This is a genomic window from Rhodococcus sp. BE178, from assembly GCF_050433545.1.
In the GTDB taxonomy this organism is placed as follows: domain Bacteria; phylum Actinomycetota; class Actinomycetes; order Mycobacteriales; family Mycobacteriaceae; genus Prescottella.
In genome coordinates this window covers 55892-77944 of record NZ_JBNPXA010000016.1, presented here as the reverse complement: position 1 = coordinate 77944, position 22053 = coordinate 55892, and the positions used below count along the sequence as shown (strand labels likewise).

Sequence of the window (22053 nt, the reverse complement as noted above, 5' to 3'; positions counted from 1 at the left end):
CGCACCGAGCCGACGGGTTCCGCGGCGCTCACCACCAGAGTCAGTCAGCCGCGCGGTGATCCCTGCTCGGTCGTGTTCGTCCGCCTCGGGTCTGTGGAGTAGACGCAGATCCGGCGGGCCGCCGCGCCGATCGGATTGCCTTGCACACAGGGAGACAGAACATGTCAACGTCCATCAAACCCGCGATCACCTTTCGGGACCTCACGTTCGAGTGGCCTGACGGAACAGTCGCGCTCGCAGGACTCTTCGGCACCATCGGTTCCGGTCGCACCGGACTGGTCGGCGACAACGGAGCAGGGAAGTCGACACTGCTGAAGCTGATCGCCGGAGTGCTCACACCCACGTCGGGACAGATCACGACGTCGGGCGATGTCGGCTATCTGCCGCAAACCCTGACGCTCGACCGGCAGACGCGACTGGCCGCGCTCCTCGGAATCGCCGACAAGCTGGCGGCGCTCCGTGCGATCGAGGCCGGGGAGGTCGACGATGTTCACTTCGAGGCGATCGGCGACGACTGGGACATCGAGACCCGCGCCGCTGAGGCGCTCGGTGAGATCGGCTTCTCCGCCGCTGATCTCGACCGACGAGTCGGACAGATATCCGGTGGCGAGGCCATGCTCGTCGCAATCACCGGGCTGCGCCTTCAGCACACACCGATCACGTTGCTCGATGAGCCCACCAACAACCTCGACATGTCGACTCGCGCAAAACTCGCAGAGCTGGTCGGCACCTGGCCGGGAGCGCTCGTCGTCGTCAGCCACGACGTGAACCTGTTGGAACGCATGGACGACACCGCCGAGCTACACGCCGGTCGGGTAGGCGTCTTCGGCGGGCCCTACAGCGCGTGGCGCGAGCATCTCGGCCGCGAGCAGGCAGCGGCGGTTCAGGCAGCCCGATCGGCGGAACAAGCACTCAAAGTCGAGAAGCGGCAACGCGTCGAGGCCGAGACGAAGCTGGCGCGCCGGGAGCGGACCGCTCGGACAACCCAGCAGAGCGGGGGCATCCCGAAGATCCTGGCGGGAAATCGTGCGAGCAAGGCACAAGCATCGGCCGGTGCCATGCGCACCGGGCTCGACGCGAAAGTGCAGGCCGCCAAAGCGGCAGTCGATGCGGCCGCCGCACGCGTTCGGGCCGACGAACATATTCATCTGGGACTGCCGGATCCCGACGTTCCGCGCAGCCGGCGGATCGCCGAACTTCGCGGAACGAATCGTACTGTCCAGGTGCAGGGCCCGGAACGGCTCGCGGTCACTGGACCCAACGGTGTCGGCAAGACGACCCTGATCGAGGGGCTGGTCTACGGACGGCCAGCGGCACCGGGTCGTCCGAGCGGGACCTTGTTCACTGACCGAGTGGGGTACCTCCCACAACGTCTCGACGGGCTCGACGACGAGGCCGGCGCCCTCGACAACGTCCGTGCGGCGGCGCCGACCATGTCGTCGGGTGCTATCCGTAATCAACTGGCCCGCTTGCTTCTTCGAGGTGACAGCGTGGACCGCCCGGTATCCACCCTTTCGGGTGGAGAGCGCTTCCGTGTGTCGCTCGCGAAGCTTCTCCTGGCGGATCCGCCGGCGCAGATTCTGGTCCTCGACGAGCCGACCAACAACCTCGACATCCGCAGCGTCGACCAACTGGTCGATGCGCTGCGCGACTATCGGGGTGCCGTTCTGGTGGTCAGTCACGACACCGCGTTCCTCGAGCGTCTGGAACTCGACAGGGTGCTCGAACTCGACCGCAGCGGCTCTTTCCGTGAACTCGTCATCGCCTCGCCGGCGGGTCCGAGCGACTCGTGAATCCGATGGCCGAACGGAATCGACTCTGGTGAACGCAGGAGGCGCTCTTCGTGCCGGAAATCCGGCACGAAGAGCGCCTCCTCGGCGAGCGTATTCAGGCTCAGAGGAATTGGCCGCACGACGGCCACGCACCACTGCCCTGGTTCGCCAGAACGCTCTCGGCAACCCGGATCTGCTCCTCACGCGAATTGTGGTGGGGCAGGCCGGAGCCGCCGTTGGCGTTCCAGGTCCCGGCGCTGAACTGCAGGCCGCCGTAGTAGCCGTTACCGGTGTCCGCGCCCCAGTCGCCGCCGCTCTCGCACTGGGCGACGGAATCCCAGTCGCCGGAGGCGGCGTTGGCCGTGCCGGTGCTCATTGCGAGTGGTGCGGCGATAAGTGCCGTGGTGGCGGCGACGGTGCCGAGTGCGCGTTTGACGGTGATGCCAGCCATAGTTGATGTCCTCTCCGTGGTGGATGGCGAGGGTTCCGGGGGCCCGTCGGTGGGCGCCGGAAGCGATTCCCTCGCTTCTGCCCTGGAAGGTCTTCGAATCCGGTCCCGCGGGGGCAGAGATGACGAGAAGCGGGACGGCGGTTGCTCGTTCGTGTCGAGCCGTTGACGACGCTAGGACGGATCGGTTTCGGCGTCACCCATCGGTTTTTCGGTACGGCCGTCCATGATGGCGCTGTGTGGTCGGTCGTATCGGGAGGTCGGCGGGCGAAACAGCCCGGTTTCCGGGGTTGGACTCGAGTCCAAACAGTGATGAGGGTCACTGCTGGGCCGTGACGTCAGTCACATCCAGGGTGGTGCGAAATGCTCACGCGACCAGAAACAGTGCGCCGGCTACGAATTGCGCAACCGTGCAGTTTCGGCGAAAAAGACCTGTTCACGTCGCATGGAACGCGGCGGCGATGGCTGCGGCGGGCATTACGACGACTCCGATGGACCGGGCATCGGCGAGGCGATCCGGTGTGACCTGTGACGTCGCGCCGGAGGCGAGAACGGTCCGGTAGTCGCGGGCGCTCGCGTCGAACAGCGTGGCCCGCGGGCAGTTCGGGAAATTGCAGCCGGCGACGACGACGGTGTCGACGCCGAGTCCGGCCAGGTACTCGTCCAGCCGGGTCCGATGGAATGCGCTCCAGCGCGGCTTCCACATCACGGTCTCGGACGGGCCTACCGACTGGAACCCACCCTCGACAAGGAGTTTCGGATCGAGTGGCGGCGCGCCGACGGGCAGGAGACCGTCGACCACCTGCGAGCCTGCCGTGCCCGGCCGCACGAGCGGCGCGTCGTCACGGGTGATGGCCGTCCGGCGCACGAGGTCGACGTCATCGCCGTCATAGATCCGGACGACATGCACGATCGGGCGCCCGGCGCGGCGGTACGCGTCGACGATCCGGGTGAGCACAGGGAGTAAGGCTGCGGTTCCGGGAACCGGAAGCGGCCCCTCGTCCATGAAGTCGTTCTGCATGTCGATCACCACGAGAGCGGACGAATCGAGATGTGGGCGAACATGATCGTCGAGCGAGCCTGCCGCATCCGTCATGCCGTCGAACATAGCGAAAGCGCCCCTCTCCCGGTGGGAGAGGGGCGCTCGATGTCGCTGAATGTCCGTCAGACGGAAACGATCACCGACGAGCCGTGCCCGAACAGGCCCTGATTGGCGGTGATACCCACGCGAGCACCCTCCACCTGGCGGCCCTCGGCCTGGCCGCGGAGCTGCCAGGTGAGCTCGCAGACCTGCGCGAGTGCCTGTGCCGGAACGGCTTCGCCGAAGCAGGCGAGACCACCGGACGGGTTGACCGGGATGCGGCCACCGATCGTGGTGTCACCGGCACGCAACAGGTGCTCGGCCTCGCCGCGCTTGCACAGTCCCAGGTCCTCGATCCAGTCGAGCTCGACCGACGTGGCGAGGTCGTAGACCTCGGCGACGTCGACGTCCTCGGGAGAGATGCCGGCCTCCTCGTAGGCCGCGTCGCCGATCGACTCCTTGAACGTGCGCTCGGGCGCGGGCACCGCGGACGCCGACTCGGTGGAGAAGTTCGGCATGTCCATGATCGTCTGCGGGAACGTCGGCGTGACGGTCGAAATTGCCTTGATCCGAACGGGATCCACGATGCCCTTCTTGCGGGCGTACTCCATGGACGTCAGGATGATGGCGGCGCCGCCGTCGGACGTGGCGCAGATGTCGAGCAGGTGCAACGGGTCCGCGACCACCGGCGAGGCCAGCACGTCGGCCGCCGAAACTTCCTTGCGGTAGCGCGCGTTCGGGTTGTTCAGGCCGTGCTTGGCGTTCTTGACCTTGACGGCGGCGAAGTCCTCGGGGGTGGCGCCGTACAGGTCGATGCGCCGACGCGCATTGAGCGCGAAGTACGCCGGGTTGGTCATGCCCATCAGGCGGAAGCGGAGCCAGTCCGGATCGTCCCAGCGCTCGCCGGCGACCGGAGCCAGGAAGCCCTTGGGCGTCGTGTCGGCGCCGACGACCAGTGCGACGTCGGAGAGTCCGGCCAGGATCCGGGCGCGGGCGGTGTCGAGTGCCTGAGCGCCGGTGGCGCATGCGGCGTACGACGTCGCGACGCGGGCGCCGTTCCATCCGAGGGCCTGCGCGAAGGTGGCGCCGGCGACATAGCCGCCGTAGCCGTTGCGGACCGTCTCGCCGCCGACGATGAGGTCGACGTCCTGCCAGTCCACGCCCGAGTCGGCGAGGGCCGCGCGGGCGGCGGCGACACCGTACTTGACGAACGAGTGGCCCCACTTGCCCCACGCGTGCATACCGACGCCGAGGACGGCCACATCATTGTTGGTGCTCATGCCTGTGCCCCGTTCTCTGCTGCAGCGACCGGCTTCCAGCGCCAGATGCTACGGTCGCCCGTCTCGTCGGTGTAGAGGGTCTCGATGACCAGTTCGACGGGGTTGCCCACCTTGAGGTCCGCGACGCCGTAGCCGTCGGCCACCTGGCCGAGCACGACGAGGCCCTCGGGCAGCTCGACCGCTGCGAGCGCGAACGGGACGTACGGATCGGTGTTCGCGATGTACGGGGCCGGCGGCTTGTACTGCGCATCGGTGTACGACCACACCGTGCCGCGGCGCGACAGCTCGACATCGTCGAACTCCTCGCCGGAGCAGGCCGGGTTCTTGCAGAACGTGGTCTCCCGCGGGAAGGAGATCGTGCCGCAGGACCGGCACTTGGTGCCGATCAGGGCCGGCTCCGGCCCGGTGGTGAACCAGCCCTCTACGGCCGGTGTGGCGGTGTCGCTCATGCAAACCTCATCTGCTTGTCGAGCCTGATCGGCCGGTCTGGTCGGCGACCGGCGTTGGAACGGGTTGCAGTATGGCATGAGTTAACTGATTCCCGATGTGCCGTCCCATCCACCGGACGGCGGCCCGGATCGGCGGTGCGTGGGACGGTCGGATCCCGGGGGGCGCGTCCGTCCAGTGGGACTCGGGAAGCGCGGATCGACCGATCGAATCCGAACAAACGACCAAAAGCGACACCAGCTCCGGGCGTGTCGGAGCAAGCCGGCTCGGCAGCCGCCTGGCCTGGGCCGACACGGCCGCGAACTCGCAGTGTCGAAGTCCGTCACTGTTGGGCAACCGACCGTTATCGTGATTCCGACTCGTCGGAGGTGCGCTGTGCCCAGAGTGACTGTCAGGCCTGAGGATCGGGTGATCAGTCTGCGAGATGGTCGGTCGATGGGATTCGCCGACTACGGACCCGCAGACGGCTTCGTCGTGGTCAGTGCCCACGGTGGATTGTCGTGCCGCCTCGATATACGAGGGGCCGCGCCCGTCGCCGAGGCCGCCGGGATCCGGCTCATCTCACCGGATCGGCCCGGGATCGGCCTCTCGGATCCCAGCCCCGGACGCACAGTCCTCGACTGGGCCGCGGACGTGGAGGAGTTGGCCGACCACCTCGGGATCGAACGGATGGCGGTGCTCGGCTGGTCGATGGGTGGTCAGTACGCAGCGGCACTCGGATACGCGTTGGCGTCGCGAATCAACCGGGTGGCGATAGTCGCGGGCGCACTGCCGCTGACCGAGGACGGCACCTTCGCGCGCTTGACGCCGATGGATCGATGGTGCACCCGGATGTCCCAACGATGTCCGTCACTGGCCGCCGCGTGGTTCCGCTCCCTGTCGGTGCTGGCATGGTCCATGCCCAAACAGTTCGCGCGGATCTCCGCCCGGACCCTCGCGCCCGCCGACGCCGAGGTCGTCCACGGCGAACTGCAGGCGTTCGCCGCAATGGCCGGTGAAGGGCTGCGCATCCCTGCCGGCGTGGTCGAGGACTACCGGGCGTGGGCGCGCCCGTGGGGGTTCTCGCCAGAGGAACTCCAGGTGCCGGTCGACGTGTGGTGGGGCGACGCGGACCGGCTCATCCCCAAGGAATGGCCGACGGAACTGGCCACCCGAATCCCCAAGTCCACCCTGAACATCGGGACTGGCGGCCATTTCATGGCGCACCTGCACTACCGGGCCATTCTCGACTCCCTGGCCGAGTCGGCGTGACCCGGTCGTGCGGGGCCCAGGGTCGGTATCGGTCGGCCCTCCGTCAGCCCGGTCAGTACCGGACATCGCTCTGCAGCAGCGGTGGGTACACGGTGGATGATTCGCCGTCCACGGTGGTGCCCGCGAACTGGAGCATCGCCCGCGTGTCGCCGTTCATCGGCGCCGGGTATTTCAGGGTCGGGGCCGACACTTCGTCGAGCATGCGGAGGTGGTCGGGGCCGAGGGCCACCTCCAGGCCGGCGACGTTGTTCGTGAGGTGTTCCACTCGCCGGGCGCCGAGGATCGGGACGACGGTCTCGGACCGGGCCCGCAACCAGGCCAGTGCCACGGCCGCCGAGGTGGTGCCGAGGTCGTCGGCGATCGCGGCGACGGCGTCGATCACCACGAACTCGGCGTCGCTGGGCCCGCCGACGAACGCGGCGCGGGCGGAGTCGGTGACCTCGGTGCCGCGTCGATACTTGCCGGACAGGAACCCGTTCCGCAGCGGGCTCCACGGCACCAGTGCCATGCCCTGATCGAGAGCGAGGGGTGCGATTTCGCCTTCGACGGTGCGAGCCAGCAGCGAGTACTCGACCTGCAGCGCGATCAACGGGGTCCACCCCCGCAACAGTGCCGTGGTCTGGGCCCGAGCGGTCACCCAGGCCGGGTTGTTGGAGAACCCGATGTAGCGGATCTTGCCGGCGCGGACCAGGTCGTCGAGGGTGCGCAGGGTTTCCTCGATCGGTGTGTTGCGGTCCCAATTGTGCAACCAGTACAGGTCGAGATAGTCGGTGCGGAGACGGCGAAGGGTCTCGTCGAGCTGGGCGATGATCGACGCGCGCCCCGCGCCGCCGCCGTTCGGGTCGCCGGGGAAGAGGTTCGCGAAGAACTTCGATGCCAGCACCACGCGCTCGCGGCGACCGCGCTGGTGGGCGAAGAAGTCCCCGAGAATCTTCTCCGAGTGGCCGTTGGTGTAGAAGTTGGCGGTGTCGATGAAGTTCCCGCCGAGGTCCAGGTAGGTGGCGAGGATCTTCTCGGATTCCTCGACGCTGCAGCCGGCGCCGCCGGCGTCCTCGCCGAAGGTCATCGCACCGAGGGCGAACGGGCTGACCCGCAGCCCCGATCGGCCGAGAGTGACGTACTGATCGAGCCCCATGATCTGCTCCTTGTCCGTGTCGGAACGTGCATTCCCATCGAAACGCGAAGCGCTGGGAGGGGGGGGGTAGACCGATTCACGCGCGGCGTTGCACGATCCTCTCGACAACGCCCCGATCGGATTGCCGGACCGCGGCGCGGATGCTTACGTGAACTGTGCGCACGACAGCCGACCGACTGGACGAGATCCGGGGCCGCATCGCGGCAGGCCGGATATGCGGACGCCGATCGACGGGCTGTTGCTGTCGACGGTGACCGTCGACTCGGCCACGCCGGAATATTCGCTGACCGAGCCGCTGCTGGTGGTCATGGCCCAGGGCGGAAAGCGACTCCTGCTCGGCGGCCACGTCTACGAATACCGGGCGGGGGAATGCCTGGTCGTCACCGCCGACTTGCCCGTCACCGGCCACTACATCGACATCGACGAAGGCGCGCCGTCGTTGGCCACGGGGTTGGTGCTGCGCCCGGAAGCCGTCGCCGCACTGGTACTACAGGCCCCCACCGAACGGTGGTCCCGCGGCGCGGGCGGCCAGCCGGCGATCACAACCGGCGAGACGGATGCCGATCTGCTCGACGCGGTTGCCCGGATGCTGCGACTACTCGATCATCCCGCGGACGTGCCCGTGCTCGCCCCGCTGATCGAGCGAGAGATCCTGTGGCGGCTCCTCGCCGGTCCGTACGGGGACACGCTCCGCCAGATCGGGCTGGCCGACAGCGATGTGTCGCACATCAGCCGCGCAATCCGCTGGATCCGTGACAACTACGCCGAGCCGATGCGGATCGAGGACCTCGCGCGGCTGTCGAATATGAGTGCATCGACGTTTCACCGACACTTCCGGGCAGTCACGTCCATGAGCCCCTTGCAGTTCCAGAAACGGATTCGGCTGCAGCAGGCCCGCTCGATGCTTGTCGCGCACCCCGGTGACGTCGCAGGAGTCGGGCATGTCGTCGGCTACGACAGCCCCTCGCAGTTCAATCGTGAGTACCGCCGACTGTTCGGTGCCTCGCCCGGGCAGCATGCCGAAGGCCTGCGTACGAACGCCGAGTTCTCTCGCCCCGGTTCACTGTTCTGAGTCGCCGTCGAGCACCCTCTGCACGGACATCACGTCGGTCCTTGCGCCCCTCGGCATTCCGCGACGATGACCGAACGACATACCGGTCTGGTTGGCCCCGGGCCGGTCGATGACCGGGTCCGGGATGTGAAGCTGGTGCGCAGCACTCGCAGCGCTCGATCTTGGCGCCCTCGGTGAGACTCGAACTCACACTGCACGGGTTTTGAATCCGTGTGAAAGCGTTTCCCCTGGATAGCTTCGATCGGGTTGTCATGCCCCACCCGACACCTAAACGCGCTGGTAGACCTATCAACTCGATCGAATCTATCTAATCCTGTCAGCTTTGCGCGCACACCCTATCGGCGGTTCCTGCGAGCTGTTGCGAGCTGTTGCGAGCTGACGCCACGAACCCGAACGGGAGCGCTCCGGCCCGGTGCCGAACGATCGGAGGTCGTCGGCGTCGGCTCGTCAGGTAGACCTCGGCGTCAGGGTCCCGCTGCTGGTGGTCGTCGGCGATCTCGAACGCTCCGGCGGTCAGGTCGGCGTCGTGAAGGTCGCCTTCACCTCCGGGGTGAAGAACATCTTCACGGCCCACGGCCAGCACCTCGCGACCGAACACGCGTAGGACGATCACGCGGCACCCTCTCCCCGGCACAGCGCCAACAGGTCGGCGTTCGCCTTCTCGCGCTCACAGCGGGCCCGTTCTGCTGCCCTGTCCCGTTCGGCCTGTTCGGCTGCCTCTCGGATCGCCTGGCGAATCTCGGGTGTCGGGTCCTCGCGGTCGTACCCCCACCCGCTCGCGAAGTGCACTCGCTCGGTCCACGCGGACGGGTCGCTATCGCGGACGTACTTGACGTTCTGACGCTGGTACCGGGTCTCGGCCAACTCCTCCGGCGGGATCGACTTACCCCGCTCGGCGGGGTTGGTGTGGTGGTCGTAGTGCGCGCGCCACAGGTCGAGGCGGATACAGCGCACGCAGGTCCACCCGGTGGGCCTCCCGCTGGCAGTCGTGATGTGCGTCGTCCTGGCGGTCAGCTCGTGCCCGCGAGGGCAGTAGTCGGGCACGATGAGTTCGCCGGTCTCGTGGTCGATCACTGCGCATCCTCCCAGCGTCGGAACTCGGTCCACGACCATTCACGCGGCACAGCCCCTCGGCTGCCGGGGTCTGCGCCGTCGATGGTCAGCCCCTGCTCGGCGCACCATGCGACATACGCCTCCCACTGCGCCGCTGTCGCGATCTGTGTCCGCCACTGCGGGTCTGCCGGGGGCCGGTGCGGTGCGTGACGCGCGACGAGCAAGCGGGACCCGGCGATGTCCTCGCCGAACGCTGCTACGCAGTGATCCACGTTGGTGATGGCGGGGTACTCCGGTACCCGGTTGAGCCAGTACCGGAACCCGCTCGGTCGCAGGCGCTCCGGCACGTCGGCGAATGTCAGCTCTCCCCGCTCGCGGGTGTGGCCGGTATCAGCGTCGGCGATCCGAATAGCCACGTCAGGCCCCCCGGCGTCGGTTCGGGGCAGTGCCTCGCCGCTGTGCCGGTGCTACGCCGTACGGCCCGCGCGTCGCTCCTGGCGGCGTGCCTCGCGAGCGGGTCCCGGTCGCCGCTACCTCGATGCGAGAGCCAATCATGGCCGTCAGCTTCGCGAGCGTCTGCCGCTGCTGGCGCACCTCGACGCTGGCGGGGTTGACCTTGGCTGTGCCGGTCGCGCCGACGAGCATCACGCCGTTCTTGTCGAGGTCCCGCTGTAGCGCCGCAATGAGGTCGAGCGTCGCCGCTGCCTGGCCGATGAGAACCTCGTCGTCGTGTTCGAGCATCACACCCGCCGTTGCGGCCTTGCTGCGGTAGAACTCTGCCAGCTCGTCGCCGGTCGCGGCGCTCGCCGATGTCTGCTCGTCCATTCCAATCACCTATCAATCACTCTGGGTCAATAGGTAAAGGCTATCGTGACGGGTCAAGTCAGACCGTCCGGAAATCGCGAAACATCAATGGCGGCAAGCGCTTTCAGGCATTCAGTGCTGATCGCGGGCCGCTTGAGCGCGCAGCGGGCCCGCTGGACGGTTTTGCCGGCCAGCCTAAAATGCCTGTTCAGGGCCCATTTCTAGCCGAAACGGCGCTCCTGACGACCCGTAGCATTGAATGGGACGGGCGTGGATCACCAGTACGCGGCTGCTCCGCTGAGAACGACCCGGGGGGACCTCCCCCGCCGGGGGTCCTAGAACTCCAGCGCCGACCTGAGCCTCCCCGGTGTGGCGTAACACCAGCTCAGATCGACGCTGACGCGCTAGAACCTACTCACCGCGTGCGAGGTAGGACCCCATGCCGCGACGGGTCCCGCTGTGCGTGAGGCCCTTCGCGCGCTGGAACTTTTGGGTGCGCTGCTCGGCGCTCTTGCCCGCCGCTTCGGTCACCGCCACGCCGGGGTTCTTCGCGTTGCCGTTCTCGTCTCGCTCGATCGGCTTTGCCAGGTACTGACCCATGCCGCGCTTGCTGCCTTCGTTGCTCACTTGACCGCTCCTGCCTTCTCGTTGCCGCCGACACCGATCGGTGCCGGTCGTCCGTTGCCGACCCACCAGGACAGGGCTCCTGCGACCCCTCCCACGGGGACCCCTGCCCCCTCGAACTGCGAACCCCACACCCGCGCTTCGAGGTCGGCCACACCTTCGCCGTAGGCCAGGCGCTCGGGGTTCGTCTCACTGAACCCAAGCTCTGCTGCGACGGCCACCCAGCGACGAACCGACTGGACATCACCCCATGCGGCCACGGCCTGGCCCCACGCCTTGAACGCTGCGATCACCTCGGAACCACCGTGCGCGATCACGTCCTCGGCGGTCGCGTCCACGGTCAGGCCCGCACCGGTCAGGGTGTCCGCTGCCGAACCCGCTGCGGTGAGGATGTTCTCGGCGGTCTCGACGAGCACCCGATCGACATCGGGGAGCACCTCGGCCACCCGCGCACCCATTTCCACGGCTTGACGCTTGCGCAGACGCTCCAACAGACGCTCGGCGGTCCACCGCACCCCGGGGCCGTTCTGCCCCGGTGACGTGGGCACGTCACGACTCGTCCACTCCCACGCGGGGGCCACGATCGGCGGAACCTTCGTCTTGCTCGCCGCCGCATCCCATGCTGCGCTGAACAGTTCCTCGTCACGGTCCTCGATGGCCCGTGCGAGCATCTCGCGCGTTTCCTCGGTGATCCGGTGCTCGACCTTGCGCGCGGTCTCGGCGATCCGGTCCAGGCGCATCACGTCGTCGACGGCCTGGCCGATCTCACCGCGCAACTCGGTCGTGACCTTCTCGCCGCCTCCCGCTGCGACCCGACGCGCTTCCTGGTCTGCCTTCTCCCGCTCGGCTGCCTCCCGCCGTTGGCGCTTGGGTTCGTGCATGGATTCGATGTTCGCGTTGGCATTGCGCACCTGCGCGCCGAACCACTCGCCCTCTGCGTCGGCGCGGGTGTACGGCTCCTCGGGGATCTCTTCGATGTCGAGGTAGTTGTTCTCGAACGTGCTGATGATGTCGCGGTCGCTCATGGCGAGCTCTCTTTCTTTCGGTGAAAATGTGCCTTGACCTGCAAAGAGTGGAAAAAGTGGAAAATCAATCCATTGATCGGGTTTCCGCGTATATGGCGTCTTTGGTTTGGTTTTCCACTTTTTCCACTCCGGGGGTCACTCGCCGTTGGTCGGCATGGTCAACTTGTTGGGGGTGAGGGTGTGCCCGATGACGTAGTTCTTGCCGCCGGTGCCCTTGCGGATGGCGACCCCACGCGACTCCAGCGCCTTCCGGAACTCCCCCTTCGCAAGCGGGGGGAAGTCGTTCCGGTCGGCCCAGCTCGTCCACCGCTGGTACATCACGGGGAACTCCGCTTTGCCGTCCGGGTCCTTCTCCGTGACCTGTTCGAGGAACTGCATCACCGCGTCCTGCGCCTCGCGGTAACCGGCCGTCGCACCCTTGACGGCCTCCGGTGCGTCCAGGTCTCCTCTGTCGAGGTAGTCCCGGCGTCCGGCGAGCATCCAGGCCAGTACGGCGTCCGTGTCCACCTCCAGTCGCTCGGGAAGGTCCTTCACCCGGTCGGCCTCCGGGATCACGACATCGAACGGGACGACGCGCAGGCGAGCCCACAGCGCCGGATCATCGCCGCGCACCTTCGGCAGATGGTTCGTGACCAGGATCGGCGTATGCGACGGCACGAACTCCACGAAGTCCCGGCGCATCCGGCGGGCCTTGATCCGATCGCCACCCACCAACCGTTTAACCGTCGCGGCGGCGAGCTGCGCACCCTGACCGGTTTCCGACACGGTGACGAGCCGCAAGCCCCGTAGGTCCATCTCCCCGGTGGGGTGAGCCCCCCGCCGGTCGAGGAACAGTTCGGGCTCACCGGTCCCGGCGTAGGACCCCAGCGCGTGCGTCAGCGCCTCGTAGAACACACCTTTGCCGTTGCGACCCTCGCCGAACAGGATGCACAGGACGTGTTCGGTGACCCGGCCGGACAGCGCATAACCCGCGTACCGCTGGAGGAACCCGCGCACCTCGGGGTCGGGTAGCGACGACTCCAGGAACTTCGTCCACGTCTCCGAGAGGGCGTCGGGGTCGTCGGGGTCGTACGCCGCGCGTGCCTTCTTGGTGATCAGGTCGCGCGGGTCATGCGGACGTAACTTGCCGGTGAGAAGGTCCACGGTGCCGTTCGCGACGTTCAACAGGTTCGGGTCGGCGTCGAGCTCCTCGACGGTCCGGTGGAACTCTGGCAGCTTCGCCGCGATGGACAGGACACCGTTAAGCCCGCTGGCGCGCTCGCACGCGATGATCTCGGCCAGGGTGTCCTTGTCCACTGTCTCCTGCGAGCGGCCCTTGCGCAGCAAGGCGAGCACCAGACGGGTCGCGCGCACGCCGTCCGGGTCCTCGACCCAGCGGGTGCCGTCGTAGTAGAACCAGCCGATGCCGGTCACGAACATGATTTCGTCGGCGTGCTTCTCCGCCAACATGTAGGCAAAGCGGGGTTGCCCTGTGTGCTGCCGCGATAGCCGGACCCCAGCGCGGGTGTCGTCGATGGTCATTAGAAGAACTCCGGTTCCTGTTCGAGGTCGAAGCGGTGGGCCAGGTCCGCCCGCATCTCCGGCGGAACGATGACGCGCGGGGGTAGCCCGCACTTGCGGGCCTCCTCCTCGGTGAAGCTGACGGTGATTACAGCGGGCAAGCGACCGTGACGCCGGTAGAAGTCCCGCAAGCGGCGAAGGTGGCTTGGGTTGAACACGTTCCGTGGGTCGCGCATCTGGACGGCGCGATACCGCTGGCCTGTCACGGCGACGGTCAGCGGTTGCGCCTCGCCGAACGCCTTTTGGAGCAGTACGGCCTGCTGCTCGACGGTGATCGACTCCAGTAACTCCACGGCCCGGTCGATCAGGTCGTCGCCAAGCTCGGCCAGCAACTTGTCCTGCTCCTGGCGGGACCGCTCACCCCAAATGAACAGGATTCGCCGACGTTCTGCCGCTGTGTACCTCTCACCGTCGAACTTCGATAGATCGGCGTCGTTGCACCAGTAGCAGCGTTCGTTGTCCGCGTGGTTGATCTCCGGGTCCTCGCACTCCGTGAACCTCATCGGACACCCCCGCACAGTGCAATGAGTGCCGCGCTGTACGCGCGGGCGTGAGCCACCAGATCGCCGATACCTCGGGTATCGTGATGGTCGTTCTCTCGGTCTCCTGTCTGCTGGCTCGGGCGGGGGAAATGAACGGTGGGGGCCCCGATTACGGTCGGGGCCTTCTTCGTTTGTGCAGGCACTTCTTGTTCCTGTCTCTCGGCAAATCGTTTCCCCGGATTTGGTCGAGAAGGTCGTGCGTCGAGCGGTCAGGCTCCGATTCCCTTGCCGGTTTCGGCCTTCTGCTTGATCGACCAGGCAAGTAGGTCGGGCTCGTCGCAGTACAGGCGCTTTCCCATGCGGTACATCAGCGGGCCCTTGCCCTGGCGGTGGAGGTTGCGCAGGCTCGGCACGGTGAGTCCTGTGATGGCGCTCAACTCCTCCAGGGTGAAACGCCGGACGGTCAGCGGGATCACTCCGATGTCGGCAATGCCGGGCTGTGCATTCGGGGGCTCTGTGGTGCTCATTCGTTCCTCGCTCTGGTCTCGATGCGGTCTGTGCACAGCGTGCGCCGACGGGCATCGGACGTGCAAACGAAATGCTCTGTGGGGCAACGGAATATGTTTCACAAAGCTGACAGTCAGGCGAGTTCTGGCCAGTGCGGGCCATCTATAGCGCTGGGTGATCTACGTCACAACGGCTCGCAGCTCGCAGGGAATCCGTTTGGTCGGCGGGTAGGTTGCGCTCATGGCTGACACCCCGACCACCTCGACGCCGAAGACGAAGCGCAACCGCCGGAGCGGGATTGAAGACCGATGGATGCGCCGCGACGGCAAGAAGTCCACGAAGTACGGGCAGGGCTCCCGCTATCAAGCGCGTTTCGTGGACTACGACGGGCACGAGCACATCAAGGTGTCGAGCGACCGTGACGAGCTGCAATCGTGGCTCGACCAAAACACCGCCGATCTCGTCACCGGCAAGTTCGTCGGCAAGGCCGCCGGGACGCGCACAGTCGGACAGGTTGCGGGGGAGTGGATGAAGCACCGCGAGCACCTCAAGCCGAAGACGGTCGCGGGCTACCGGTCGCTCCTCGACGGACTCGTGTTGCCGACGTGGGAGGACGTGACGCTGGCCGATGTCGATTACGCAGGGGTACGCGCGTGGGTCACGGCGATGCAGCGGGGCAAGCACGCGGTGGCGGCCCACGACGGCCAGGGGCGAGCGATGGTCGCGCGCAAGCTGTCGGCCTCGCGCGTGATTCAAGCTCACCAGGTGCTCAAACAGGTTCTCGACGAAGCGGTACGGCTCAAGCTGCTACCAGTGAATCCCGCTGTCGGCGTCGCGATGCCGCGCAAGCAGGAAACCGAACGGCGCTACCTCGACCACGGCCAGGTTGAGGCCCTGGCGGGCAAGTGCGAGGACCTCGGGGTGATGGTCTACGTGCTCGCCTACTGCGGCCTGCGCTTCGGCGAGGTGATCGCGCTACAGGTGCGCGACGTGGACCTCGACGGCGCTCGGCTGACGGTGCGTCGCTCGGTCACCTACGTGACCCGCTCCGCTGACGAGAAGAAGGCGGGTGAGGCAAGTGGATTCGTCGAGGGCACTACGAAGGGCCACGAATCCCGCTCGGTCCCGGTGCCCGCTTTCCTGGTCGAGCTGCTCCGCGAGGTTGTCAAAGGGCAGAAGGCGACGGCGCTCGTGTTCCCCGGCAAGGGTGGCTCGTGGATGTCCTCGGGTGAGTTCCGTTGGCGCTTCGACCCTGCCGCGACGACGGTCGGCGTCGAGGGGCTCGTACCGCACGAGCTACGGCATACGGCGGCGTCCCTGGCGATTCAGTCTGGCGCGAACGTCAAGGTCGTTCAGAAGATGCTCGGCCACAAGACGGCGACCCTCACCCTCGACCGCTACGGCCACCTGTTCCCAGACGAGTTGGATGCGCTCGCGACCCGCCTCGACGGTGATCGCACGGCGGCTCTGACGGGCAAGTCGAACGCTCGGAGGTCGATCCTCGATGAGGCGTGGGCCCAGCTCTCCGACCTGGCGAATTAGGGACCCTGCGAGCTGCTGCGAGCCGTTTCGCAGACAGCCAAACAGATGTTTGGTGAAAAACCTATCCTGACCTGGCCTTACTGGTGCCCTCGGTGAGACTCGAACTCACACTGCACGGGTTTTGAATCCGTTTCCTCTGCCAATTGGGATACGAGGGCGTCTTGCGGGTTCCTACTCTAGAAGATCACGGGCCCCAGTCAAACCACCGGTACCCTCGAATCGTTCGCGCCCCGATCCGTGGGCGCCGACTGGAGGAGATTGGTGACTATGAACGCTCCCGCCACGCAGGCCACCGAACGACAGCCGCGGCGTGTGGTGGTGGCGGAAGACGAGGCGTTGATCAGGCTCGACCTGGTCGAGATGCTTCGCGAAGAGGGCTACGACGTCGTCGGTGAGGCCGGCGACGGTCAGCGTGCAGTCGAGTTGGCAGAGGAGTTGCGGCCGGATCTGGTGATCATGGACGTGAAGATGCCGCGCCGCGACGGGATCGATGCGGCATCGGAGATCGCCGCCAAACGAATTGCCCCCGTTGTGATCCTGACCGCATTCAGTCAGCGGGAGTTGGTCGAGCGGGCGCGCGATGCGGGCGCGATGGCGTACCTCGTCAAGCCGTTCTCGAAGGCGGACCTGGTGCCGGCGGTCGAGTTGGCGGCGAGCCGATTCACGGAGATCTCGTTGCTCGAACGCGAGGTTGCCAACCTCTCGGACCGGCTCGAGACCCGCAAGGTCATCGAGCGCGCCAAGGGCATGCTGATGCAGTCACAGGGGCTCTCCGAGCCCGAGGCATTCAAATGGATCCAGCGCGCGGCCATGGATCGTCGGACGACGATGAAGGCCGTGGCCGAGGTGGTCGTCGACACGCTGGGAGCCGACGCCGCGGGCGATTGAGCCCGCTGTGACCCCGCGCATCGGGCGACGCGCGGGGAGGAAGGGCGTGGCTGTCGGTCCGGCTCCCTAGACTGGTCAACCGTGAGCCCCGCATCCACGTCCTCGTCCACCGTCTCTGCTACTCCTGACGCGTCCGGCTCGGAGCGGCCGACGCTGCTGTTGCTCGACGGGCACTCGCTCGCCTACCGCGCCTTCTTCGCGCTACCCGCCGAGAACTTCAAGACGCAGAGCGGCCAGACCACCAACGCGGTCTACGGGTTCACATCGATGCTGATCAATCTGCTGCGCGACGAGCAGCCGACGCACGTTGCGGCAGCATTCGACGTCTCCCGGCAGACCTTCCGCGCGGAGGCGTTCCCCGAGTACAAGGCGAACCGCAGCAAGACCCCGGACGAGTTCAAGGGCCAGGTCGAGGTCACCAAGGACGTCCTCGGCGCGATGGGCATTCCCGTGATGGCGATCGAGGGCTACGAGGCCGACGACATCATCGCGACGCTCACGACGCAGGCCACCGCGCTCGGCTACCGGGTGCTGGTCGTGACCGGCGACCGGGATGCGCTGCAGCTGGTGACCGACGACGTCACCGTCCTCTACCCGCGCAAGGGCGTCTCGGACCTCACCCGCTTCACCCCCGAGGCGGTCGAGGACAAGTACGGGCTCACACCGCAGCAGTACCCGGACTACGCGGCGCTGCGCGGCGACCCGAGTGACAACCTCCCCGGTATCCCCGGGGTAGGCGAGAAGACCGCCGCCAAGTGGATCCGCGAGTACGGATCGTTCGAGAACCTCGTCAACCAGGTGGACCAGGTGAAGGGCAAGGTGGGCGAGTCGCTGCGGGCGAACCTGCCCAGCGTCGTCCTCAACCGCCAGCTCACCGAGATGGTGCGCGACGTGGCGCTGCCGTACACGCCGGACCAGTTGTCGCTGGCGCCGTGGGACCGCGAACGCATCCATGCGCTGTTCGACGACCTCGAGTTCAAGGTGTTGCGCGACCGACTCTTCGCGACCCTGTCGTCCGCGGAACCGGAGGCCGAGGAGGGCTTCGAGGTGCGCGGGCGCGCCCTGACACCCGGTGAGGTGGCCGGCTGGATCGCGGACCACGCGTCGACCGGCGAGCGGCACGGGCTGTCCGTCGTCGGCGCGGGAACCCCCTACGGCGGAGACGTCACCGCGATCGCGATCGCGGCGTCCGACGGTGAGGGCGCCTACATCCCGGCCGCCACGGTGACGCCCGAGGACGAGGCGGCGCTCGTGGCATGGCTGGCGGACCCGGCGCAGCCCAAGGCGCTGCACGAGGCGAAGCGGGCGATGCACGCCCTGTGGGGACGCGGCTGGACCCTTGCCGGACTGACCAGTGACACCGCACTCGCCGCCTACCTGGTTCGTCCCGGGCAGCGCAGCTTCAACCTCGACGACCTGTCCCTGCGCTACCTCAAGCGGGAGCTTCGCGTGGAAGAGTCGGGGCAGCAACAGCTTTCGCTGCTCGACGACGAAGAGGCGGCGGATGCCGAACAGGCCGAAGGCGAGATTCTCCGTGCTCGCGCGGTGGTCGACCTGGCCGCGGCGTTGGACACCGAACTCGCGGACATCGAGGGCACGGGACTGCTGGCCGACATGGAGCTGCCGCTGCTCGCGGTGCTGGCGCAGCTGGAGGCGACGGGCATCGCCGTCGACTCCGGTCACCTGCACGACCTGCAGAGCACGTTCGCGGCCCGGGTCGCGGAGGCGGCCGACGCGGCGTACGAGGTGATCGGCAAGCAGATCAACCTGGGCTCGCCCAAGCAGCTCCAGGTGGTGCTCTTCGACGAGCTCGAGATGCCGAAGACCAAGAAGACCAAGACCGGCTACACCACCGACGCCGACGCGCTGCAGTCGCTGTTCGAGAAGACCCAGCACCCGTTCCTCGAGCACCTGCTCGCGCACCGGGACGCAACGCGGCTCAAGGTCACCGTCGACGGACTGCTCAAGACGGTCGCGGACGACGGTCGGATCCACACCACGTTCAACCAGACCGTGGCCGCGACCGGTCGACTGTCGTCGACGGAACCCAACCTGCAGAACATCCCCGTCCGGACCGACGCGGGACGGCAAATCCGCGACGGCTTCGTCGTCGGCGACGGCTTCGAGACACTGCTCACCGCCGACTACAGCCAGATCGAGATGCGCATCATGGCGCACCTGTCGCGCGACGAGGGCCTGATCGAGGCATTCAACACGGGGGAGGACCTGCACAGTTTCGTCGGCTCCCGGGCGTTCGGTGTGCCCATCGAGGAGGTCACGCCGGAACTGCGTCGACGGGTCAAGGCGATGTCGTACGGGCTGGCATACGGTTTGAGCGCCTTCGGCCTCGCCGCGCAGCTCAAGATCTCCACCGACGAGGCCAAGCAGCAGATGGACGCGTACTTCGCGCGGTTCGGTGGCGTGCGCGACTACCTGCACGAGGTGGTCGAGCAGGCCCGCAAGGTCGGCTACACCGAGACCCTGTTCGGGCGTCGGCGTTACCTGCCCGATCTCAACAGCGACAACCGTCAGCGCCGTGAGGTGGCCGAGCGGGCCGCACTCAACGCGCCAATCCAGGGCACGGCCGCCGACATCATCAAGGTCGCGATGATCGACGTCCAGCGTTCGCTGCAGGACGCCGGGCTCGCGTCGCGGATGCTGCTGCAGGTGCACGACGAACTCGTCCTCGAGGTCGCCACGGGCGAGCGCGAGCGCGTGGAGCAGTTGGTGCGGGAGAAGATGGCCTCGGCCATCGAACTGTCGGTGCCGCTCGAGGTGTCGGTCGGCACCGGACGAAGCTGGGACGCCGCGGCGCACTGACGTGAGCCGGTCGGCGTCCCAGAGGTTGCTGCGTCAGGCGTCGGTCAGTTACCGGACGGCGCCTGAGCGGCGATCTGCTTGCGGACCTCGTCCATATCGAGGGCCTTGACCTGGGTGATCAGGTCTTCGAGCGCGGCCGGGGGCAGCGCGCCTGCCTGGTTGAACACCAGCACACCCTCGCGGAACGCCATGATGGTCGGGATCGAACGGATCCCCGCACCAGCAGCGAATTCCTGCTCCGCCTCGGTGTCGACCTTGCCGTGGACGACGTCCGCGTGCTGCTCCGAGGAGGCCTCGAAGGTGGGGGCGAAGGAGCGGCACGGTCCGCACCACGAAGCCCAGAAGTCGACGAGGACGATGTCGTTGTCGTCGACGATCTGCTTGAAGTTCTGCTGGGTCAGAGTCTGGGTAGCCACAGGGGTCCTTTCGGGGAAGTCGTCGGGGAGTCGTCAGGATGATCGTTCCGTTGGCCCGTTCAACGCTCCCGTCCCGCGAATTCTTCCGTATGCGGAAAGCGCGAGATCGCATGCGGCGTCGCATCAGGGGCGCCGTGTGATCAGCCACTCACGTTTGGCATCCGAATCCCACCGCCTGATGCCGTCCGACCGGCCGACGACGTCACGGGCTCCGGCCCTCGTCACCACGATCGCAGTGCCGAGATCCGTGGCCTGGATCCGGCGCGACAGCGTCACGTGCGGGGTCCACTCGCCCGGAACGATGTGCGACGGCACGCCCTCGCAGTCGACCATCAGTTCGTAGACGATCCGCTGAAGGGTCAGTAGCTCGGTGGTGGGCACCACCAGTCGGGCGAGGGTGAGCCGGCGCCCACCGAACACCACGACACCGCCCAGGCGCAGGGACAGCGGGGCCGACGGCAGCTCGCGAACCAGTGCGACCTCGACGTCGGGGGGAACATGGTGCGCGACGCCGAGCGTGACGTGCGGCCGATTGGATTCGGCGGTGATGCGGTCCTGGCTCGGCAGACGTGCCGACGACAGTCGACGCCATTCGGCTCGTACGGTCGCGTCGATATCCCGGTCGAGAAGCAACTCCACGGACTGGACCATCGTGAGTAATGATTGCCTGATGGGGAGCGCGAGTACAGGAGATTTGCCGAAACCGCGGATCGGTCTGTTGCAGGGCGACGGAATCGGACGCGAAATCGTGCCGGCCACCCGGGACGTCGTCGACGCTGCAGTGGCTGCGGTGGGGCTTGCCGAGGTGGAGTGGGTGCCGCTCCCGATCGGCCACGACGCGATCGCCACCCACGGGTCGCCGACACCCGAGAGCACCCTCGTCGCGCTCGCCGACCTCGATTCGTGGATCCTCGGCCCGCACGACAGCGCGTCGTATCCCGATCCGTTCCAGATGCAGTTGACCCCCGGCGGGATGATCCGCAAACGGTTCGACCTCTACGCGAACATCCGACCGTCGCGCGCACTGCCAGGTGTGCGAGCGGTGTCGCCACACATGGATCTCGTCATCGTCCGGGAGAACACCGAAGGCTTCTACGCCGACCGGAACATGTTCGCCGGCAGCGGCGAGTTCATGCCCACCCCGGACGTCGCGATGGCGGTCGCGGTGGTCACCCGGCAGGCGTGCGAACGGATCGCGCACGCCGCCTTCGATCTCGCGCGCCGCCGACGCAAGCGAGTCACGGTGGTACACAAGGCCAACGTGCTCTCGACCACCACCGGCCTGTTCCGGGACGTCTGCCGGGAGGTGGGCGAGCACTATCCGGACGTCCGGGTAGACGACGAGCACGTCGACGCGATGGCCGCGTATCTGGTGCGCTGCGGCGAGGAGTACGACGTCATCGTCACCGAGAACATGTTCGGGGACATCCTGTCGGACCTGGCCGCGGAGTTGGCGGGATCGCTCGGTACAGCGGCGTCGATCAACGCGTCCGGATCGAAGGCCATGGCGCAGGCCGCACACGGAGCCGCCCCGGACATCGCCGGCCGCAACCGTGCGAACCCGACCGCCTTGTTCCTGTCCGCGGCGATGCTCCTCGACTGGCTGGCATCCACCGGACACGACAAGGGCTTGTCCGCCGCGTCGGCGAGGATCCGCAACGCCGTCGAACGCACCGTGGAAGCGGGCGTGGCCACGGCGGATATGGGTGGGCTGGCGTCGACGAGTGAGTTCACGGAATCGGTGATCGCTCGGGTGATTCGGCGATGACCATGATCAACTTCCGCCCGGGGGTATCGAGCCAGTAGGGTTTCGGGGTCCAACGGCCGGAGATGGGAGGAATGACCG

General features: G+C 67.1%; 22 protein-coding genes, 1 tRNA gene and 1 pseudogene. 8 read left to right on the top strand and 16 right to left on the bottom strand.

Going from position 1 to position 22053, the window contains the following annotated elements:
* Nucleotides 1-161 precede the first annotated feature (161 nt).
* Complete coding sequence (locus tag J2X34_RS23465) at nucleotides 162-1793, top strand: ABC-F family ATP-binding cassette domain-containing protein (RefSeq protein ID WP_429519922.1); 1632 nt, start codon at nucleotides 162-164, stop codon at nucleotides 1791-1793.
* 103 nt (nucleotides 1794-1896) lie between these two features.
* Here J2X34_RS23465 and J2X34_RS23460 read toward each other — a convergent pair.
* The 4 genes and pseudogenes from J2X34_RS23460 to J2X34_RS23445 form a co-directional block, all read right to left on the bottom strand.
* A pseudogene (locus J2X34_RS23460) lies at nucleotides 1897-2223 on the bottom strand (transglycosylase family protein); the annotation flags it as partial.
* A gap of 433 nt (nucleotides 2224-2656) precedes the next feature.
* Nucleotides 2657-3316 (bottom strand): cysteine hydrolase family protein, encoded by a 660-nt coding sequence (locus J2X34_RS23455; protein WP_429519921.1) that lies wholly within the window; start codon nucleotides 3314-3316, stop codon nucleotides 2657-2659.
* 68 nt (nucleotides 3317-3384) lie between these two features.
* On the bottom strand, nucleotides 3385-4581 hold the full coding sequence (locus J2X34_RS23450) for a lipid-transfer protein (protein ID WP_114722823.1): 1197 nt from the start codon (nucleotides 4579-4581) through the stop codon (nucleotides 3385-3387).
* Nucleotides 4578-5030, bottom strand: coding sequence for a Zn-ribbon domain-containing OB-fold protein (locus tag J2X34_RS23445; protein WP_114722824.1), 453 nt, complete (start codon nucleotides 5028-5030; stop codon nucleotides 4578-4580). The genes J2X34_RS23450 and J2X34_RS23445 overlap by 4 nt, the downstream gene beginning before the upstream one ends.
* A gap of 433 nt (nucleotides 5031-5463) precedes the next feature.
* On the opposite strand from J2X34_RS23445, the gene J2X34_RS23440 reads away from it, so the two are divergent.
* Nucleotides 5464-6279: an alpha/beta fold hydrolase gene (locus tag J2X34_RS23440; RefSeq protein ID WP_254622518.1), complete on the top strand. Its 816-nt coding sequence runs from the start codon at nucleotides 5464-5466 to the stop codon at nucleotides 6277-6279.
* A gap of 52 nt (nucleotides 6280-6331) precedes the next feature.
* Here the strand turns inward: J2X34_RS23440 and J2X34_RS23435 are convergent, their stop codons facing one another.
* Nucleotides 6332-7414, bottom strand: coding sequence for an aldo/keto reductase (locus J2X34_RS23435; RefSeq protein WP_429519920.1), 1083 nt, complete (start codon nucleotides 7412-7414; stop codon nucleotides 6332-6334).
* Between the two features lie 214 nt (nucleotides 7415-7628).
* On the opposite strand from J2X34_RS23435, the gene J2X34_RS23430 reads away from it, so the two are divergent.
* Both J2X34_RS23430 and J2X34_RS23425 read left to right on the top strand, forming a co-directional pair.
* Nucleotides 7629-8486 carry an AraC family transcriptional regulator gene (locus J2X34_RS23430; RefSeq protein ID WP_429519919.1) on the top strand — a complete coding sequence of 286 codons (858 nt, stop codon included), beginning with the start codon at nucleotides 7629-7631 and terminating at the stop codon, nucleotides 8484-8486.
* A gap of 412 nt (nucleotides 8487-8898) precedes the next feature.
* Nucleotides 8899-9090 (top strand): hypothetical protein, encoded by a 192-nt coding sequence (locus tag J2X34_RS23425; RefSeq protein WP_429519918.1) that lies wholly within the window; start codon nucleotides 8899-8901, stop codon nucleotides 9088-9090.
* Nucleotides 9091-9095: 5 nt separating this feature from the next.
* On the opposite strand, the gene J2X34_RS23420 is transcribed toward J2X34_RS23425, so the two are convergent.
* From J2X34_RS23420 to J2X34_RS23385, 8 genes are all read right to left on the bottom strand, one after another.
* Complete coding sequence (locus tag J2X34_RS23420; protein WP_429519917.1) at nucleotides 9096-9560, bottom strand: hypothetical protein; 465 nt, start codon at nucleotides 9558-9560, stop codon at nucleotides 9096-9098.
* Nucleotides 9557-9955: a hypothetical protein gene (locus J2X34_RS23415; protein WP_429519916.1), complete on the bottom strand. Its 399-nt coding sequence runs from the start codon at nucleotides 9953-9955 to the stop codon at nucleotides 9557-9559. The genes J2X34_RS23420 and J2X34_RS23415 overlap by 4 nt, the downstream gene beginning before the upstream one ends.
* A gap of 1 nt (nucleotide 9956) precedes the next feature.
* Nucleotides 9957-10364: a hypothetical protein gene (locus J2X34_RS23410; protein ID WP_429519915.1), complete on the bottom strand. Its 408-nt coding sequence runs from the start codon at nucleotides 10362-10364 to the stop codon at nucleotides 9957-9959.
* 390 nt (nucleotides 10365-10754) lie between these two features.
* Nucleotides 10755-10970: a hypothetical protein gene (locus J2X34_RS23405; protein WP_429519914.1), complete on the bottom strand. Its 216-nt coding sequence runs from the start codon at nucleotides 10968-10970 to the stop codon at nucleotides 10755-10757.
* Nucleotides 10967-11992: a hypothetical protein gene (locus tag J2X34_RS23400; RefSeq protein ID WP_429519913.1), complete on the bottom strand. Its 1026-nt coding sequence runs from the start codon at nucleotides 11990-11992 to the stop codon at nucleotides 10967-10969. Before J2X34_RS23400 ends, J2X34_RS23405 begins: the two co-directional genes overlap by 4 nt.
* A gap of 135 nt (nucleotides 11993-12127) precedes the next feature.
* Nucleotides 12128-13441: a DNA primase family protein gene (locus J2X34_RS23395; protein ID WP_429519912.1), complete on the bottom strand. Its 1314-nt coding sequence runs from the start codon at nucleotides 13439-13441 to the stop codon at nucleotides 12128-12130.
* A gap of 71 nt (nucleotides 13442-13512) precedes the next feature.
* Nucleotides 13513-14055 carry a hypothetical protein gene (locus J2X34_RS23390; protein WP_429519911.1) on the bottom strand — a complete coding sequence of 181 codons (543 nt, stop codon included), beginning with the start codon at nucleotides 14053-14055 and terminating at the stop codon, nucleotides 13513-13515.
* Between the two features lie 248 nt (nucleotides 14056-14303).
* Complete coding sequence (locus J2X34_RS23385) at nucleotides 14304-14561, bottom strand: hypothetical protein (RefSeq protein ID WP_429519910.1); 258 nt, start codon at nucleotides 14559-14561, stop codon at nucleotides 14304-14306.
* 220 nt (nucleotides 14562-14781) lie between these two features.
* Between J2X34_RS23385 and J2X34_RS23380 the strand changes: the two genes are divergently transcribed.
* Nucleotides 14782-16083 carry a tyrosine-type recombinase/integrase gene (locus J2X34_RS23380; RefSeq protein ID WP_429519909.1) on the top strand — a complete coding sequence of 434 codons (1302 nt, stop codon included), beginning with the start codon at nucleotides 14782-14784 and terminating at the stop codon, nucleotides 16081-16083.
* An 81-nt stretch (nucleotides 16084-16164) separates the two neighbouring features.
* On the opposite strand, the gene J2X34_RS23375 is transcribed toward J2X34_RS23380, so the two are convergent.
* Nucleotides 16165-16241 (bottom strand) — tRNA-Leu (locus J2X34_RS23375).
* 109 nt (nucleotides 16242-16350) lie between these two features.
* On the opposite strand from J2X34_RS23375, the gene J2X34_RS23370 reads away from it, so the two are divergent.
* On the top strand, nucleotides 16351-16971 hold the full coding sequence (locus J2X34_RS23370) for an ANTAR domain-containing response regulator (protein ID WP_114722828.1): 621 nt from the start codon (nucleotides 16351-16353) through the stop codon (nucleotides 16969-16971).
* An 81-nt stretch (nucleotides 16972-17052) separates the two neighbouring features.
* Nucleotides 17053-19791: a DNA polymerase I gene (gene polA, locus J2X34_RS23365; RefSeq protein WP_429519908.1), complete on the top strand. Its 2739-nt coding sequence runs from the start codon at nucleotides 17053-17055 to the stop codon at nucleotides 19789-19791.
* A 44-nt stretch (nucleotides 19792-19835) separates the two neighbouring features.
* On the opposite strand, the gene trxA is transcribed toward polA, so the two are convergent.
* Together trxA and J2X34_RS23355 are read right to left on the bottom strand one after the other, a co-directional pair.
* Nucleotides 19836-20207 (bottom strand): thioredoxin, encoded by a 372-nt coding sequence (gene trxA / locus J2X34_RS23360; protein ID WP_114722830.1) that lies wholly within the window; start codon nucleotides 20205-20207, stop codon nucleotides 19836-19838.
* 123 nt (nucleotides 20208-20330) lie between these two features.
* Entirely contained in the window at nucleotides 20331-20858 is a 528-nt protein-coding gene (locus J2X34_RS23355) for a 2'-5' RNA ligase family protein (RefSeq protein ID WP_114722831.1), read from the bottom strand.
* A 19-nt stretch (nucleotides 20859-20877) separates the two neighbouring features.
* On the opposite strand from J2X34_RS23355, the gene J2X34_RS23350 reads away from it, so the two are divergent.
* Nucleotides 20878-21975: an isocitrate/isopropylmalate dehydrogenase family protein gene (locus J2X34_RS23350; RefSeq protein ID WP_114722832.1), complete on the top strand. Its 1098-nt coding sequence runs from the start codon at nucleotides 20878-20880 to the stop codon at nucleotides 21973-21975.
* The last annotated feature ends 78 nt before the right edge of the window (nucleotides 21976-22053 follow it).

Excerpts from the sequence above, each read along its gene's own strand:
- J2X34_RS23465 (WP_429519922.1), top strand. The coding sequence starts at position 162 with ATGTCAACGTCCATCAAACCCGCGATCACCTTTCGGGACCTCACGTTC.
- J2X34_RS23455 (WP_429519921.1), bottom strand. The coding sequence starts at position 3,316 with ATGACGGATGCGGCAGGCTCGCTCGACGATCATGTTCGCCCACATCTC.
- J2X34_RS23450 (WP_114722823.1), bottom strand. The coding sequence starts at position 4,581 with ATGAGCACCAACAATGATGTGGCCGTCCTCGGCGTCGGTATGCACGCG.
- J2X34_RS23445 (WP_114722824.1), bottom strand. The coding sequence starts at position 5,030 with ATGAGCGACACCGCCACACCGGCCGTAGAGGGCTGGTTCACCACCGGG.
- J2X34_RS23440 (WP_254622518.1), top strand. The coding sequence starts at position 5,464 with ATGGGATTCGCCGACTACGGACCCGCAGACGGCTTCGTCGTGGTCAGT.
- J2X34_RS23435 (WP_429519920.1), bottom strand. The coding sequence starts at position 7,414 with ATGGGGCTCGATCAGTACGTCACTCTCGGCCGATCGGGGCTGCGGGTC.
- J2X34_RS23430 (WP_429519919.1), top strand. The coding sequence starts at position 7,629 with ATGCGGACGCCGATCGACGGGCTGTTGCTGTCGACGGTGACCGTCGAC.
- J2X34_RS23410 (WP_429519915.1), bottom strand. The coding sequence starts at position 10,364 with ATGGACGAGCAGACATCGGCGAGCGCCGCGACCGGCGACGAGCTGGCA.
- J2X34_RS23400 (WP_429519913.1), bottom strand. The coding sequence starts at position 11,992 with ATGAGCGACCGCGACATCATCAGCACGTTCGAGAACAACTACCTCGAC.
- J2X34_RS23395 (WP_429519912.1), bottom strand. The coding sequence starts at position 13,441 with ATGTTGGCGGAGAAGCACGCCGACGAAATCATGTTCGTGACCGGCATC.
- J2X34_RS23390 (WP_429519911.1), bottom strand. The coding sequence starts at position 14,055 with ATGAGGTTCACGGAGTGCGAGGACCCGGAGATCAACCACGCGGACAAC.
- J2X34_RS23385 (WP_429519910.1), bottom strand. The coding sequence starts at position 14,561 with ATGAGCACCACAGAGCCCCCGAATGCACAGCCCGGCATTGCCGACATC.
- J2X34_RS23380 (WP_429519909.1), top strand. The coding sequence starts at position 14,782 with ATGGCTGACACCCCGACCACCTCGACGCCGAAGACGAAGCGCAACCGC.
- J2X34_RS23370 (WP_114722828.1), top strand. The coding sequence starts at position 16,351 with ATGAACGCTCCCGCCACGCAGGCCACCGAACGACAGCCGCGGCGTGTG.
- J2X34_RS23355 (WP_114722831.1), bottom strand. The coding sequence starts at position 20,858 with ATGGTCCAGTCCGTGGAGTTGCTTCTCGACCGGGATATCGACGCGACC.
- J2X34_RS23350 (WP_114722832.1), top strand. The coding sequence starts at position 20,878 with ATGGGGAGCGCGAGTACAGGAGATTTGCCGAAACCGCGGATCGGTCTG.